This is a genomic window from Rhodococcus sp. DMU1 (assembly GCF_012272955.1).
GTDB classification, from domain to species: domain Bacteria; phylum Actinomycetota; class Actinomycetes; order Mycobacteriales; family Mycobacteriaceae; genus Rhodococcus; species Rhodococcus aetherivorans.
Genome location: NZ_CP050952.1, coordinates 4,157,014 through 4,170,781, shown reverse-complemented (window position 1 = coordinate 4,170,781; position 13,768 = coordinate 4,157,014). Strand labels below are relative to the sequence as shown.

General features: G+C 70.7%; 12 protein-coding genes. 11 read left to right on the top strand and 1 reads right to left on the bottom strand.

What is annotated here, in order from left to right; genetic code table 11:
• Positions 1-66 precede the first annotated feature (66 nt).
• The 3 genes from HFP48_RS18925 to HFP48_RS18915 all read left to right on the top strand — a co-directional run bounded on the left by HFP48_RS18925 (position 67) and on the right by HFP48_RS18915 (position 3,135).
• Positions 67-1,566: an aldehyde dehydrogenase family protein gene (locus HFP48_RS18925; protein ID WP_006947089.1), complete on the top strand. Its 1,500-nt coding sequence runs from the start codon at positions 67-69 to the stop codon at positions 1,564-1,566.
• 34 nt (positions 1,567-1,600) lie between these two features.
• Complete coding sequence (locus HFP48_RS18920; protein WP_006947092.1) at positions 1,601-2,713, top strand: NDMA-dependent alcohol dehydrogenase; 1,113 nt, start codon at positions 1,601-1,603, stop codon at positions 2,711-2,713.
• A gap of 155 nt (positions 2,714-2,868) precedes the next feature.
• Positions 2,869-3,135: a GlsB/YeaQ/YmgE family stress response membrane protein gene (locus tag HFP48_RS18915; RefSeq protein ID WP_006947094.1), complete on the top strand. Its 267-nt coding sequence runs from the start codon at positions 2,869-2,871 to the stop codon at positions 3,133-3,135.
• 53 nt (positions 3,136-3,188) lie between these two features.
• Here the strand turns inward: HFP48_RS18915 and HFP48_RS18910 are convergent, their stop codons facing one another.
• Positions 3,189-3,827, bottom strand: a complete 639-nt coding sequence (locus HFP48_RS18910) for a TetR/AcrR family transcriptional regulator (protein ID WP_006947096.1) — start codon at positions 3,825-3,827, stop codon at positions 3,189-3,191.
• 190 nt (positions 3,828-4,017) lie between these two features.
• On the opposite strand from HFP48_RS18910, the gene HFP48_RS18905 reads away from it, so the two are divergent.
• The 8 genes from HFP48_RS18905 to HFP48_RS18870 all read left to right on the top strand — a co-directional run bounded on the left by HFP48_RS18905 (position 4,018) and on the right by HFP48_RS18870 (position 13,611).
• The gene (locus tag HFP48_RS18905) at positions 4,018-5,550 is read left to right on the top strand and encodes a carboxyl transferase domain-containing protein (RefSeq protein WP_230304576.1); all 1,533 of its coding nucleotides are present in this window, start codon (positions 4,018-4,020) and stop codon (positions 5,548-5,550) included.
• A gap of 11 nt (positions 5,551-5,561) precedes the next feature.
• Positions 5,562-7,694, top strand: coding sequence for an acetyl/propionyl/methylcrotonyl-CoA carboxylase subunit alpha (locus tag HFP48_RS18900; RefSeq protein WP_203330184.1), 2,133 nt, complete (start codon positions 5,562-5,564; stop codon positions 7,692-7,694).
• Positions 7,695-7,703: 9 nt separating this feature from the next.
• The gene (locus tag HFP48_RS18895; RefSeq protein WP_006947101.1) at positions 7,704-8,864 is read left to right on the top strand and encodes an acyl-CoA dehydrogenase family protein; all 1,161 of its coding nucleotides are present in this window, start codon (positions 7,704-7,706) and stop codon (positions 8,862-8,864) included.
• Complete coding sequence (locus tag HFP48_RS18890; RefSeq protein WP_006947103.1) at positions 8,861-9,355, top strand: MaoC family dehydratase; 495 nt, start codon at positions 8,861-8,863, stop codon at positions 9,353-9,355. The genes HFP48_RS18895 and HFP48_RS18890 overlap by 4 nt, the downstream gene beginning before the upstream one ends.
• 9 nt (positions 9,356-9,364) lie before the next feature.
• Positions 9,365-10,243, top strand: a complete 879-nt coding sequence (locus tag HFP48_RS18885) for a CoA ester lyase (RefSeq protein WP_168579865.1) — start codon at positions 9,365-9,367, stop codon at positions 10,241-10,243.
• 139 nt (positions 10,244-10,382) lie between these two features.
• Positions 10,383-11,225, top strand: coding sequence for a CoA ester lyase (locus HFP48_RS18880; protein ID WP_168579864.1), 843 nt, complete (start codon positions 10,383-10,385; stop codon positions 11,223-11,225).
• Complete coding sequence (locus HFP48_RS18875; protein WP_168579863.1) at positions 11,222-13,186, top strand: acetoacetate--CoA ligase; 1,965 nt, start codon at positions 11,222-11,224, stop codon at positions 13,184-13,186. The genes HFP48_RS18880 and HFP48_RS18875 overlap by 4 nt, the downstream gene beginning before the upstream one ends.
• 77 nt (positions 13,187-13,263) lie before the next feature.
• A complete protein-coding gene (locus tag HFP48_RS18870) occupies positions 13,264-13,611 on the top strand; it encodes a hypothetical protein (protein WP_006939718.1) in 348 nt (115 codons plus the stop codon).
• Positions 13,612-13,768: the final 157 nt, after the last annotated feature.

Genomic DNA, 13,768 nt, shown 5'->3' with positions numbered 1-13,768 from the left:
TGAACAGTTCCCGCAGGCCTGCCCGAAGCAGTATGACCCGTGTCACACTACTTCAGGAGGTTGGGCATGACAGCTGTTGCCGAGCACACCGTCGCTCCGCGGGTCCGGGAGTTTCTCTCCGGGACCAGGCAGCTCTACATCGGCGGCGAATGGGTCGACGCCGCCTCGGGCCGCGTCTTCGCGACCTACGATCCCGCGACCGGGGACAAGCTCACCGACGTCGCCCACGGCGCCGCCGAGGACGTCGACCGGGCCGTGCGGGCCGCCCGCAAGGCGTTCGACGAGGGCCCCTGGCCGACCATGAAGGCCGCCGAGCGCGAGCGCATGATCTGGCGGGTCGGTGATCTGCTCACCGAACGCGCCGAGGAGTTCGGCCAGCTCGAGGCCCTCGACAACGGCAAGTCCGCCGTGATCGCCGCGGCCGTGGACACGGCGTGGTCGGCGGACATCTTCCGCTACTACGCCGGGTGGGCCACCAAGATCGAGGGCAGCACGGTCAACGTCACGATGCCGTTCGTGCCCGGCGGTGAGTTCCACGCCTACACGCTGCGCGAGCCGGTGGGCGTGTGCGGGCTCATCGTGCCCTGGAACTTCCCGCTGCTGATGGCCGCGTTCAAGCTCGCGCCGGCCCTGGCCGCCGGCAACACGGTCATCCTCAAGCCCGCAGAGCAGACCCCGCTCACGGCGCTGCTGCTCGCCGAGATCTTCGAGGAGGCCGGCTTCCCGCCCGGCGTGGTGAACATCGTGCCCGGCTTCGGCGACGCCGGCGCCGCGCTCGCCGCCCACGACGACGTCGACAAGATCGCCTTCACCGGGTCCACCGAGGTGGGCAAGAAGGTCGTCGACGCCGCCAAGGGAAACCTGAAGAAGGTCTCTCTCGAACTCGGCGGCAAGAGCCCGAACATCGTCTTCGCCGACGCCGATTTCGACGCCGCCGTCGCCGGATCGCTCGATGCGTGGCTGTTCAACCACGGCCAGTGCTGCGTCGCCGGCACCCGGTTGTTCGTCGAGCGTCCCATCTTCGAGAAGTTCACCGAGGCCGTCGCGGAGGCGGCGAGCAAGGTGAAGATCGGCCCCGGTCTCGACCCGGCCACCCAGCTCGGCCCGCTGGTCTCCCAGGAGCAGCTGGACCGGGTCACCGGCTACCTGCGCCAGGGCCTGACCGACGGGGCACGCGCCCTCACCGGCGGAAAGCGCTGGGGCGACAAGGGCTTCTTCGTCGAACCGACCGTGCTGGTGGACGTGCAGCCCGACTTCAGCGTGGTGCGCGAGGAGATCTTCGGTCCCGTCGTCGCCGCCATGCCGTTCGACGCCGACGAGGGCATCACCGCCGCGGCCAACGACTCGATCTACGGGCTGGCCGCCGGCATCTGGACCCGGGACCTGTCGAAGGCGCACCGCACCGCGCGGCGGCTCAAGGCCGGTTCGGTGTGGATCAACCAGTACAACGGCTTCGACACCGCGATGCCGTTCGGCGGGTTCAAGCAGTCCGGGTGGGGACGCGAGCTCGGCGCGGGAGCGCTGGACCTCTACACCCAGACCAAGGCCGTGAACATCGCCCTCTGACCCCCGTCACCCGCCACCCTCAAGGAGAACAACGATGAAGACCAAAGCCGCAGTCCTGCTCGAGACCGGCAAGCCGTTCGAGATCATGGAACTCGACCTCGACGGCCCGGGCCCAGGCGAGGTGCTGATCAAGTACACCGCGGCGGGCCTGTGCCACTCGGACCTGCACCTGACCGACGGGGACCTGCCCCCGCGCTTCCCGATCGTCGGTGGCCACGAGGGTTCCGGCATCATCGAGGAGGTCGGCCCCGGCGTCACCAAGGTCAAGCCCGGTGACCACGTGGTGTGCAGCTTCATCCCGAACTGCGGCACCTGCCGGTACTGCTCGACGGGCCGGCAGAACCTGTGCGACATGGGCGCCACCATCCTCGAGGGCTGCATGCCGGACGGCTCGTTCCGGTTCCACTCCGGCAGCACCGACTTCGGCGCGATGTGCATGCTCGGCACGTTCGCCGAACGCGCCACCATCTCGCAGCACTCGGTGGTCAAGGTCGACGACTGGCTCCCGCTCGAGACCGCCGTGCTCGTCGGCTGCGGTGTGCCGTCCGGTTGGGGCACCGCGGTGTACGCCGGGGACGTCCGTGCCGGGGACATCGTCGTGATCTACGGCATCGGCGGCCTCGGTGTCAATGCCGTCCAGGGTGCCGTGCACGCGGGCGCCAAGTACGTGGTGGTCGTCGACCCGGTGGAGTTCAAGCGCGAGACCGCCCTGAAGTTCGGTGCCACGCACGCCTTCGCGAGCGCCGCCGAGGCGGCCGAGAAGGTCAACGAGCTGAGCTGGGGCCAGGGCGCCGACGCCGCCCTGATCCTCGTCGGCACCGTCGACGAGGAGGTCGTCTCGGCGGCCACCTCGATCGTGGGCAAGGGCGGCACCGTCGTCATCACCGGCCTGGCCAATCCCGAGAAGCTGACCGTGCACGTGTCCGGAACGGAACTGACCCTGTTCCAGAAGACCATCAAGGGCTCGCTGTTCGGCTCGGCGAACCCGCAGTACGACATCGTGCGGCTGCTGCGGCTCTACGATGCCGGCCAGCTGAAGCTCGACGAGCTGGTCACCCATCGCTACAGCCTGGAGGAGGTCAACCAGGGCTACCAGGACCTGCGGGACGGCAAGAACATCCGCGGCGTCATCGTCCACGACGCCTGATCGTGGGGTGCGCCTCGCCCGCCGGGCAGGGCGCACCTCCGGGACCGCGCAACTTTTTGCAGAAGATTCACCGGAATTCACCCGAAGTGCGCATATTCCGCGCACCCTGTGGCATACCGTCCCCACGGTTCGATGTTCCGAGAGAGGAGCCCGTGATGGGAGAAATCATCGGCACGATCATCTTCGGCGCGGTCATCGGTGTGCTCGCACGCCTGGTGATACCGGGGAAGCAGGCGATGGGATGGCTCATCACCATCGTCATCGGCATCATCGGTGCCCTGCTCGGCTACTGGATCTGGGGCATGATCAGCGACCAGGGCGACACCGAAGGTATCGACTGGATCCGCTGGATCATCAGTATCGCCGTGGCCGCGGTGCTGACGCTGGCCTACACCTCCATGACGAGGAGCAGGGTCCGGTAACAGCGGCGAAACGGGACCCCGTCCGGAGATCCGGACGGGGTCTCCGTGCCTGTTCAGGTCCCGGAGGCCGCGGTGCCCGGCCGATCAGCACCGAGCGCGGCCAGGGTCATGCGCCGCAGGACCGCCCGGGTCGCCGCGGGAGAGGCCCGGTCGGCGCTGTGCGGCGTCGAGTTGATGAGCCCGAACGCCGCGTGGGCCATGGTCCGAGCGTCGGACTCCCCCAGGGCGGGGTCGAGCCGGCGCAGCACGCCCACCCACAGCTCGACGTACCGCCGCTGGGTCTGGCGCACCTCCCGGCGGGCGTCCTCCGGGAGGGACTGCAGCTCCCGGTCCTGGACGCGGATCAGGTCCGGCTCCCCGAGCGCGAAGTCGAGGTGGAAGTCCACGAGCCGGTCGAGTGCGCGCCGGGGCTCGTCGGTGTGGTCGATCACGTCGGTACCGCCCGCCAGCAGGCGGCGGCTGATGTCGACCAGGAGCTCGACGAGCAGCGCGTCCTTGTTGGGGAAGTGCCGGTAGACGGCGGGACCGCTGATGCCCACCGCCGCGCCGAGATCCTCGAGGCGCACGCCGTTGAAGCCGCGCTCGGCGACGAGCCGTGCCGCGGCCTGCAGCAGTTGCCGCCGCCGGTCGGCCTTGGCCCGGCCGCGCGCGGTGAGCAGCTGCTCGTCGGTGTCCGGCTTCAGCTCGGTCATCGGCCGCACCCTTCCTTCCTGATGTGGTCTGGACAACTCAGTTAATCACAGCTAACCTTATTTTCAGTTATCGAGTATTAACTCAGGCGTTCACCCCCATGGCGAGGACGGTACTGTGACAACCCCCCCAACAACCGCTCCGCGGACCTACCGCGACCAGCACGTCCAGCTGGTCGCCGAGCTGCGCGACATGCTCGCGACCGCCGCCCTCGGCGGCAGTGAGAAGGCGCGGGATCGGCACGTCGCCCGCGGCAAGCTGCTGCCCCGGGACCGCGTCGACGCCCTGCTCGACCCCGGCAGCGCGTTTCTCGAGATCGCGCCGCTGGCCGCGAACGGCATGTACGACGACGAGTGCCCGGGCGCGGGCATCATCGCCGGCATCGGCCGGGTGTCCGGCCGCGAGTGCGTGATCGTCGCCAACGACGCCACCGTCAAGGGCGGCACCTACTACCCGATCACGGTCAAGAAGCACCTGCGGGCGCAGGAGATCGCGCTGCAGAACCAGCTGCCCTGCCTCTACCTGGTCGACTCCGGCGGGGCGTTCCTGCCGCGGCAGGACGAGGTGTTCCCCGACCGCGAGCACTTCGGCCGCATCTTCTACAACCAGGCCACCATGAGCGCCAAGGGGATCCCGCAGATCGCCGCGGTGCTGGGCTCGTGCACCGCCGGCGGCGCCTACGTGCCCGCGATGAGCGACGAGGCCGTCATCGTCCGCAACCAGGGCACCATCTTCCTCGGCGGCCCGCCGCTGGTGAAGGCCGCCACCGGCGAGGTCGTCACCGCGGAGGAACTCGGCGGCGGCGACCTGCACTCGAAGGTCTCCGGTGTCACCGACCATCTCGCCGAGGACGACCGCGACGCGCTGAACAGGGTGCGCGACATCGTCGCCACGTTCGGGCCCCGCAACCCCCGGCCGTGGGACGTGGCGCCGACCTTCGCGCCCGCCGCGGATCCGGCCGAGCTGTACGACGTGGTGCCCACCGACCCGCGCACCCCCTACGACGTGCACGAGGTCATCGAGCGCATCGTCGACGGCGACCCCGCCGGGCCCGGCTCGAGCTTTTCCGAGTTCAAGGCCGAGTACGGCAAGACCCTGGTCACCGGCTTCGCCCGGATCCACGGCCACCCGGTCGGCATCGTCGCCAACAACGGCGTGCTGTTCGGTGAATCCGCCCAGAAGGGCGCCCATTTCATCGAGCTGTGCGACAAGCGCTCGATCCCGCTGCTGTTCCTGCAGAACATCTCCGGCTTCATGGTCGGCCGGGACTACGAGGCCGGCGGCATCGCCAAGCACGGCGCCAAGATGGTCACCGCCGTCGCGTGCGCGCGGGTGCCGAAGCTGACCGTCGTCGTCGGCGGCTCCTACGGCGCCGGCAACTACTCGATGTGCGGGCGGGCGTACTCGCCGCGCTTCCTGTGGATGTGGCCCAACGCCCGCATCTCGGTGATGGGCGGCGAGCAGGCCGCCTCCGTCCTGGCGACGGTGCGTTCGGAACAGCTCGACGCGTCCGGCACCCCGTGGACCGCCGAGCAGGAGGAGGCGTTCAAGGCGCCGATCCGCGCCCAGTACGAGCACCAGGGCAACCCCTACTACTCGACCGCGCGGCTGTGGGACGACGGCATCATCGATCCCGCCGACACGCGGGAAGTTCTCGGCCTGGCCCTGTCGGCGTGCGCGAACGCACCCCTCGAGCCGGTCTCCTACGGCGTCTTCCGGATGTGAGGCACATGAACATGTTCGATACCACCGGCCGAGCCGGGATGTTCCATACCGTACTGGTGGCCAACCGCGGGGAGATCGCGGTCCGGGTGATCCGGACCCTGCGCCGCATGGGCATCCGGTCCGTCGCCGTGTACAGCGACGCCGACGCCGGCGCCCGGCACGTGCGTGAGGCCGACACCGCGGTGCGCCTCGGCCCCGCCGCCGCGCGCGAGAGCTACCTCGACATCGCCAAGGTGATCGACGCGGCCCGGCGCACCGGTGCGCAGGCGATCCACCCCGGTTACGGCTTCCTGTCCGAGAACTCGGGCTTCGCGCAGGCCTGCGCCGACGCCGGGATCGTGTTCCTCGGCCCGCCCGCCAAGGCCATCGAGGTCATGGGCGACAAGATCACCGCCAAGAACGCCGTCGCCGCGTTCGACGTCCCGGTCGTGCCCGGCATCTCCCGGCCCGGCCTGACCGACGACGAGCTGATCGCCGCGGCCGGCGACATCGGATACCCGGTGCTGATCAAGCCGTCCGCCGGCGGCGGCGGCAAGGGCATGCGCCTGGTCACCGAATCCGGTCAGCTCGCCGAGGCGCTCGCCTCCGCGCGGCGCGAGGCGGCCTCCGCGTTCGGTGACGACACCCTGTTCCTCGAACGGTTCGTGCAGCGCCCACGGCACATCGAGGTGCAGATCCTCGCCGACACCCACGGCAACGTCGTCCATCTCGGCGAGCGTGAGTGCAGCCTGCAGCGCCGCCACCAGAAGGTGATCGAGGAGGCCCCGTCGCCGCTGCTCGACGAGGCCACCCGCGCCCGGATCGGGCAGGCCGCGTGCAACACCGCCCGCAGCGTCGACTACACCGGCGCCGGCACGGTGGAGTTCATCGTCTCCGCGGACGCGCCGGACGAGTTCTTCTTCATGGAGATGAACACCCGCCTGCAGGTCGAGCACCCCGTCACCGAACTGGTCACCGGACTGGACCTGGTGGAGTGGCAGGTGCGCGTCGCCGCCGGCGAGGCGCTCGGCTTCGAACAGGACGACATCACCCTGACCGGGCACGCGATCGAGGCCCGCGTCTACGCCGAGGACCCCGCCCGCGGATTCCTGCCTACCGGCGGCACCGTCGTCGGGCTCGACGAACCCGGCGCCCAGGCCGACACCGGGGCGAACGCAGCGACGGGAAATGTCACCGGGGCGAGCGCAGCGACGGGAAATGTCACCGCAGCGGGCATCCGCGTCGACTCCGGGCTCGAGGTGGGCACGGTCGTCGGCAGCGACTACGACCCGATGCTGTCGAAGGTGATCGCGCACGGACCCGACCGCGCCGCCGCGCTGCGCCGGCTCGACCGGGCCCTGGCCGAGACCGCGGTCCTCGGGGTGGTCACCAACATCGACTTCGCCCGCTTCCTGCTCGCCGATCCCGACGTGCAGGCCGGCAACCTCGACACCGGGCTGCTCGATCGCCGCCTCGACGACTACACCGCCCCGGACACCCCCGACGCGGTGCTCGTCGCCGCGGCCGCGCACCGCTGGCTGCGCCGCTGGCCCGCGACGTCCACGACGTCGGCAGTGGACCCGTGGGACCGGCCCACCGGCTGGCGGGTCGGAGGACCCGCGCCGACCACCGTGCGGCTGCAGACCCCCACCCGCACCGATCACGTGCACCTCACCGGCACCCCGGAGGCCGCCACCGCCCGGATCGAGGACGGCCCCGAGCGGGCACTCACCGCCCGGCTCGACGCCGGCCGCCTCGCCGTCACCCTCGACGGGGTGCGCTCGGAGTTCCTCGTCGCCGAGGGCGACGGGCAGCTGTGGCTCGCCGGTGACGGCGGCACCTGGCCGGTGCGCGAGGCCCGCGAACCGAACATCCGCGACGCCGACGCCCACGCCGGCGAGGCCGAGCTGACCAGCCCGATGCCCGGCACCGTCATCGCCGTCCCCGTCGAGAACGGTGCCACCGTCACCGCCGGCAGCACCGTCGTCGTCGTCGAGGCGATGAAGATGGAACACGCCCTGACCACGCCCGTCGACGGCACCGTCGAACTCCTCGTCGCCCCCGGCGACCAGGTCAAGGTCGACCAGCTCCTCGCCCGCGTCGTCCCCGGCAGCGGAGTTCCCACCCACTCCGTTCCCGCCCCCACCGACACCACCGACAGCTAGGACACCCCGATGACCGACTACCTCTCCACCGGACAGCTTCCCGAGGACTACCGGGACCTGAAGAACACCGTCGCAGACTTCGCGCAGACCGTCGTCGCACCCGTCGCCGCCGAGCACGACGCCAACCACACGTTCCCGTACGAGGTCGTCGCGGGCATGGCCGACCTCGGCCTGTTCGGGCTGCCGTTCCCCGAGGAGTACGGCGGGCAGGGCGGAGACTACTTCGCGCTGTGCCTCGCGCTCGAGGAACTCGGCAAGGTCGACCAGTCCGTGGCCATCACCCTCGAGGCCGGCGTCTCGCTCGGCGCGATGCCGATCTACCGCTTCGGCACCGAGGAGCAGAAGCAGAAGTGGCTGCCGCAGCTCGCCGCGGGACGGGCGCTGGGCGCGTTCGGCCTGACCGAGCCCGGCGCCGGCAGCGACGCCGGCGGCACCAAGACCACCGCCAAGCTCGACGGTGACCAGTGGATCATCAACGGCAGCAAGCAGTTCATCACCAACTCCGGCACCGACATCACCGAGATCGTGACCGTCACCGCCGTCACCGGCGAACGCGACGGCAAGAAGGAGATCTCCACGATCGTCGTGCCCACCGACACGCCCGGCTTCGTCGCCGAGCCCGCCTACAACAAGGTCGGCTGGAACGCCTCGGACACCCACCCGCTGAGCTTCACCGACGTGCGGGTGCCGGCGGAGAACCTGCTCGGCGAGCGCGGCCGCGGCTACGCGAACTTCCTGCGCATCCTCGACGAGGGCCGCATCGCGATCGCCGCCCTGTCCACCGGCGCGGCGCAGGGCTGCGTCGACGAGTCCGTCAAGTACGCGAAGGAGCGCGAGGCGTTCGGCCGTCCCATCGGCCGGAACCAGGCGATCGCCTTCAAGATCGCCCGGATGGAGGCACGGGCCCATGCCGCCCGCGCCGCCTACTACGACGCCGCGGCCCTCATGCTGGCGGGCAAGCCGTTCAAGAAGCAGGCTGCCATCGCCAAGCTGGTCGCGTCGGAAGCGGCGATGGACAACGCGCGCGACGCGACGCAGATCCACGGCGGCTACGGCTTCATGAACGAGTACGCGGTGGCCCGGCACTACCGGGACAGCAAGATCCTCGAGATCGGCGAGGGCACCACCGAGGTCCAGCTCATGCTCGTGGCGCGGGAGCTCGGCCTGTGAGCGCTCAGCGACGCGTCACCCAGCGGGGACTGTGGTTCGAGGAGTTCGAGGTCGGCACGGTCTACGAGCACCGCCCCGGGCGCACCGTCACCGAGGCCGACAACGTCGCGTTCACCACGATGACGATGAACACGCAGGCGCTGCACCTCGACGCCGCCTACAGTGAGGGCACCGAATTCGGTGAGCGCCTGGTGAATTCGATGTTCACCCTGTCCACCCTCGTCGGATTGTCGGTGGCGCAGCTGACCCAGGGCACGATCGTCGCCAACCTCGGCTTCTCGGAGATCAAGTTCCCCGCGCCGGTCCGCCACGGCGACACCCTGTACGCCGAGACCCTGGTCACCGACAAGCGCGAGTCCAAGTCCCGTCCGGGGCAGGGGATCGTCACGCTCGAGCACACGGCCCGCAACCAGCACGGCGACGTCGTCGCGGTCGCGGTGCGCCAGACACTCGTGCAATGCCGGCCCGCCGACGACACGCAGAAGGGATAGGGGACAAGCATGGGTTCCGTCGACTCCGTGGGTGGTCCGGCGTGGTTGTTCTGTCCGGCCGATCGTCCGGAGCGGTTCGGTAAGGCGGCCGCGACGGCGGATGTGGTGATCCTCGATCTCGAGGACGGGGTGGCGCCGGGGGACAAGGACTACGCGCGCCGGTGCCTGCAGGACACCCCGCTCGATCCGGCCCGGACGGTGGTGCGGCTCAACCCGGCCGGCACGGCCGACCACCTCGCCGATCTCGAGTCCCTCGCGAAGACCCCCTATTCCCGCGTGATGCTGGCCAAGTGCGAGTCGGCGCAGCAGGTGACGTCGCTGGCGCCGCGGGAGGTGATCGCGCTGATCGAGTCCCCGCTGGGGGCGTTGAAGGTCGACGAGATCGCCCTGGCGGCGGGCACGGTCGGTCTGATGTGGGGTGCGGAGGATCTCGTGGTCGGCCTGGGTGGGCAGTCGTCCCGCCGGGGGGACGGGACGTATCGGGACGTGGCGCGGCACGTGCGGTCGCAGGCGTTGCTGGCGGCGAAGGCGTACGGGCGGTTCGCCCTGGACTCGGTGTATCTGAACATCAGGGATCACGACGGGTTGCGGGCGGAGGCGCTGGACGCGGTGGCGGTCGGGTTCGATGCGAAGGTGGCGATCCACCCCGGTCAGGTGGCGGTGATCCGGTCCGCGTACGCGCCGAGCGCGGAGGATGTGGCGTGGGCGCGGCGGGTGCTGGCGGCGGTGCCGGAGGAGCGGGGGGTGTTCCAGTTCGAGGGCCGGATGGTCGACGCGCCGGTGCTGCGGCACGCGGAGCAGATCCTGCACCGCTCGGTGCAGTCGGAGGCAGCGGCCGGGCAGTCGGAGGCAGCGGCCGGGCAGTCGGAGGCAGCGGCCGGCGCCTGACGGATCCGCGCTCTTGCCGGTCGTCCGCGCGGAATTCCCGCGCGGACGACCACCCGTCCCGCGCTCGGGTCACGATTGTGCTGACAGTGCGGTGCCCGGGCCGCATCATCGAAGAGATCACCCGATCGAGGAGGTCTCTATGTACAGCGTCGGCGGCCCGGCGTGGTTGTTCTGTCCGGCCGATCGTCCGGAGCGGTTCGGTAAGGCGGCCGCGACGGCGGATGTGGTGATCCTCGATCTCGAGGACGGGGTGGCGCCGGGGGACAAGGACTACGCGCGCCGGTGCCTGCAGGACACCCTGCTCGATCCGGCCCGGACGGTGGTGCGGGTCAACCCCGTCGGCACCGACGAGCACGAGGCGGACCTGAAGGCGCTGGCGGCCACCGACTACATGCGGGTGATGCCGGCCAAGTGCGAGTCGGCGCAGCAGGTGACGTCGCTGGCGCCGCGGGAGGTGATCGCGCTGATCGAGTCCCCGCTGGGGGCGTTGAAGGTCGACGAGATCGCCCTGGCGGCGGGCACGGTCGGTCTGATGTGGGGTGCGGAGGATCTCGTGGTCGGCCTGGGTGGGCAGTCGTCCCGCCGGGGCGACGGGACGTATCGGGACGTGGCGCGGCACGTGCGGTCGCAGGCGTTGCTGGCGGCGAAGGCGTACGGGCGGTTCGCCCTGGACTCGGTGTATCTGAACATCAGGGATCACGACGGGTTGCGGGCGGAGGCGCTGGACGCGGTGGCGGTCGGGTTCGATGCGAAGGTGGCGATCCACCCCGGTCAGGTGGCGGTGATCCGGTCCGCGTACGCGCCGAGCGCGGAGGATGTGGCGTGGGCGCGGCGGGTGCTGGCGGCGGTGCCGGAGGAGCGGGGGGTGTTCCAGTTCGAGGGCCGGATGGTCGACGCGCCGGTGCTGCGGCACGCGGAGCAGATCCTGCACCGCTCCGTCGAGGCCCGCTCGGGCGATCACCGAGGGGGTGCGACGGCATGACCGACACCCCGGTGCCGCCGCAGTGGACCCCCACCGAACAGGACGTCGCCGACGCCCGCATCACCGCCTTCACCCGGTGGGTCGAGCAGCGCCACGGCCTCTCTCTTCCCGACTACCACGCTCTGTGGCGGTGGTCCGTCGACGACCTCGGGCGGTTCTGGCAGGACGTGTGGGACTGGTTCGACGTGCGGTCGCGCACCGATCCGGGACCGGCGCTGGCCGACGCCTCGATGCCCGGGGCGGTCTGGTTCCCCGGGGCGCGACTGAACTACGTGGAGCAGGCCCTGCGGCACGCGCGCGACGACCGCCCGGCGATCGTGTACGTCGGCGAGGACGGGGAACGCACCGAGCTGGGCTGGGCCGAACTGCGCAGGCAGGCGGCCGCGCTGGCCGCCACGCTGCGCGAGCACGGCATCGGCGTCGGTGACCGCGTCGTCGGCTACCTGCCGAACATCCCGGAGGCCGTGGTCGCGCTGCTCGCCACCGCGAGCATCGGCGCCGTGTGGGCGGCCTGCGGCCAGGACTACTCGGCCCCCGCAGCCCTGGACCGGCTCGGGCAACTCGACCCCGCTGCCCTGATCACCGCCGACGGCTACCGGTTCGCCGGCCGCACCCACCCCCGCGCCGAGGCGGTCGGCCGGCTGCGGGAGGGGTTGCCGTCGCTGGCGCTGACCGTCGTGGTGCCCCGGCTCGGTGGTCCGCGGCAGGACCTCGAAGGCGCGCTCACCTGGGAGGCGGCGACCGTCGGGGCCCAACCCCTCGACCCCGAGCCGGTGCCGTTCGACCATCCGTTGTGGGTCGTGTTCTCCTCCGGGACCACCGGCCTGCCGAAGGGCATCGTGCACGGGCACGGCGGGGTGGTGCTCGAGCATCTCAAGGCGGTCTCGCTGCACACCGACCTCGGGCCCGACGACACCTTCCTCTGGTACACCAGCCCGAGCTGGATGATGTGGAACTTCCAGGCGGCCGGGCTGCTCGTCGGGGCCACGATCGTCTGCTACGACGGCAGCCCGTCACACCCGCGGGTCGACCGGCTGTGGCGGATCGCCGCGGAGGAACGGGTCACCGTCCTCGGCACGAGTCCCGGCTACGTGCTCGCCTGCATCAAGGCGGGCGTCGTACCCCGGCGGGACCACGACCTGTCCGCGTTGCGGGCCGTCGGGGTCACCGGGTCCACGCTGCCCGCGTCCTCGTCGCGGTGGCTGGCGGAGAACGTCGGCGAACACGTCCCGGTGATGTCCATCACCGGCGGCACCGACGTGGTGTCGGCCTTCGTCGGCGCGGTGCGCACCGTCCCGGTGTGGCCGGGCGAGCTGTCGGTGCCGTACCTCGGCGTCGCACTCGACGCGTACGACGAACACGGCCGCCCGGTCCGCGGCGACGTGGGGGAGCTCGTGGTGACCGCACCCATGCCGTCGATGCCGGTCCGTTTCTGGAACGACCCGGACGGGCACCGCTACCGCGAGGCGTACTTCTCCGTCTATCCCGGGGTGTGGCGACACGGCGACTGGATCACGATCACCGGGCGCGGGACCGTGGAGATGCACGGGCGCTCCGACTCGACGCTCAACCGGCACGGCGTCCGGATGGGCAGCGCCGACATCTATCAGGCCGTCGAGAAACTCCCGGAGGTCGTCGAGGCGCTCGTGATCGGCGCCGAGCAGCCGGACGGCGGCTACTGGATGCCGCTGTTCGTGGTGCTCGCCGACGGGGTCGAGCTCGACGACGAGCTGCGGGAGAAGATCCGCGCGGTCATCCGGGAGCAGGCCTCGCCGCGGCACGTCCCCGACGACATCGTCGCCGCCCCCGGTGTGCCGCACACCCGCACCGGCAAGAAGCTCGAGGTGCCGATCAAGCGGCTCTTCCAGGGCGCCGACGCGGCGCGCACGGTGGATCGCAGCGCGGTCGACGCGCCGGAGCTGCTCGACTGGTACGCGGGGCAGCGGAAGGAGCCGCGGTGACCCGCGTCACCGGACGGCGCATCCGGTGGGGTGAGCCTGATTGGACATCCGTCCTGCTCGGGTGATCCGATGGCCGCATGGACGTCGCGATCAAGATCTTCCTCATCCTGCACTTCATCGGCCTCGCCGGGATCATCGGCTCCTGGCTCGCCGTGATCAAGGAACCGCGCGTGGTGGCCGGCATGCTGCACGGCGCGATCCTGCAGGTGGTGACCGGTCTCGCACTGGTCGGGCTCAACGAGGCGAACGACGCCGACCTGAACCACATGAAGATCGGTATCAAGCTCGTCGTCGCCGTCGTCATCCTCGTCCTCGCGATCGTCGGCATGAAGAAGGAACGGCAGAACCCGGGCTCGACCGCCGCCCTCGCACACGCGGCCGGTGCTCTCGGTGTCCTCAACGTCGTCATCGCCGTGCTGTGGTGACGGCTCCGACACCCCCGGCAGCGAAGATGAAGCCGACCTTACCGACCCTGTAGATTGGTCCGGTGCGCAAGTCACGCGGCCGGAAGGCGACCGGCGAGTAACCTGCTCGGGCAGCTCCGCGCCGACAGGCGGGGGGGATCGTTGTCCCGGCGGGTCT

Coding starts and splice junctions, on each gene's coding strand:
- HFP48_RS18925 (WP_006947089.1), top strand. CDS start 67: ATGACAGCTGTTGCCGAGCACACCGTCGCTCCGCGGGTCCGGGAGTTT.
- HFP48_RS18920 (WP_006947092.1), top strand. CDS start 1,601: ATGAAGACCAAAGCCGCAGTCCTGCTCGAGACCGGCAAGCCGTTCGAG.
- HFP48_RS18915 (WP_006947094.1), top strand. CDS start 2,869: ATGGGAGAAATCATCGGCACGATCATCTTCGGCGCGGTCATCGGTGTG.
- HFP48_RS18910 (WP_006947096.1), bottom strand. CDS start 3,827: ATGACCGAGCTGAAGCCGGACACCGACGAGCAGCTGCTCACCGCGCGC.
- HFP48_RS18905 (WP_230304576.1), top strand. CDS start 4,018: ATGCTCGCGACCGCCGCCCTCGGCGGCAGTGAGAAGGCGCGGGATCGG.
- HFP48_RS18900 (WP_203330184.1), top strand. CDS start 5,562: ATGTTCGATACCACCGGCCGAGCCGGGATGTTCCATACCGTACTGGTG.
- HFP48_RS18895 (WP_006947101.1), top strand. CDS start 7,704: ATGACCGACTACCTCTCCACCGGACAGCTTCCCGAGGACTACCGGGAC.
- HFP48_RS18885 (WP_168579865.1), top strand. CDS start 9,365: ATGGGTTCCGTCGACTCCGTGGGTGGTCCGGCGTGGTTGTTCTGTCCG.
- HFP48_RS18880 (WP_168579864.1), top strand. CDS start 10,383: ATGTACAGCGTCGGCGGCCCGGCGTGGTTGTTCTGTCCGGCCGATCGT.
- HFP48_RS18875 (WP_168579863.1), top strand. CDS start 11,222: ATGACCGACACCCCGGTGCCGCCGCAGTGGACCCCCACCGAACAGGAC.
- HFP48_RS18870 (WP_006939718.1), top strand. CDS start 13,264: ATGGACGTCGCGATCAAGATCTTCCTCATCCTGCACTTCATCGGCCTC.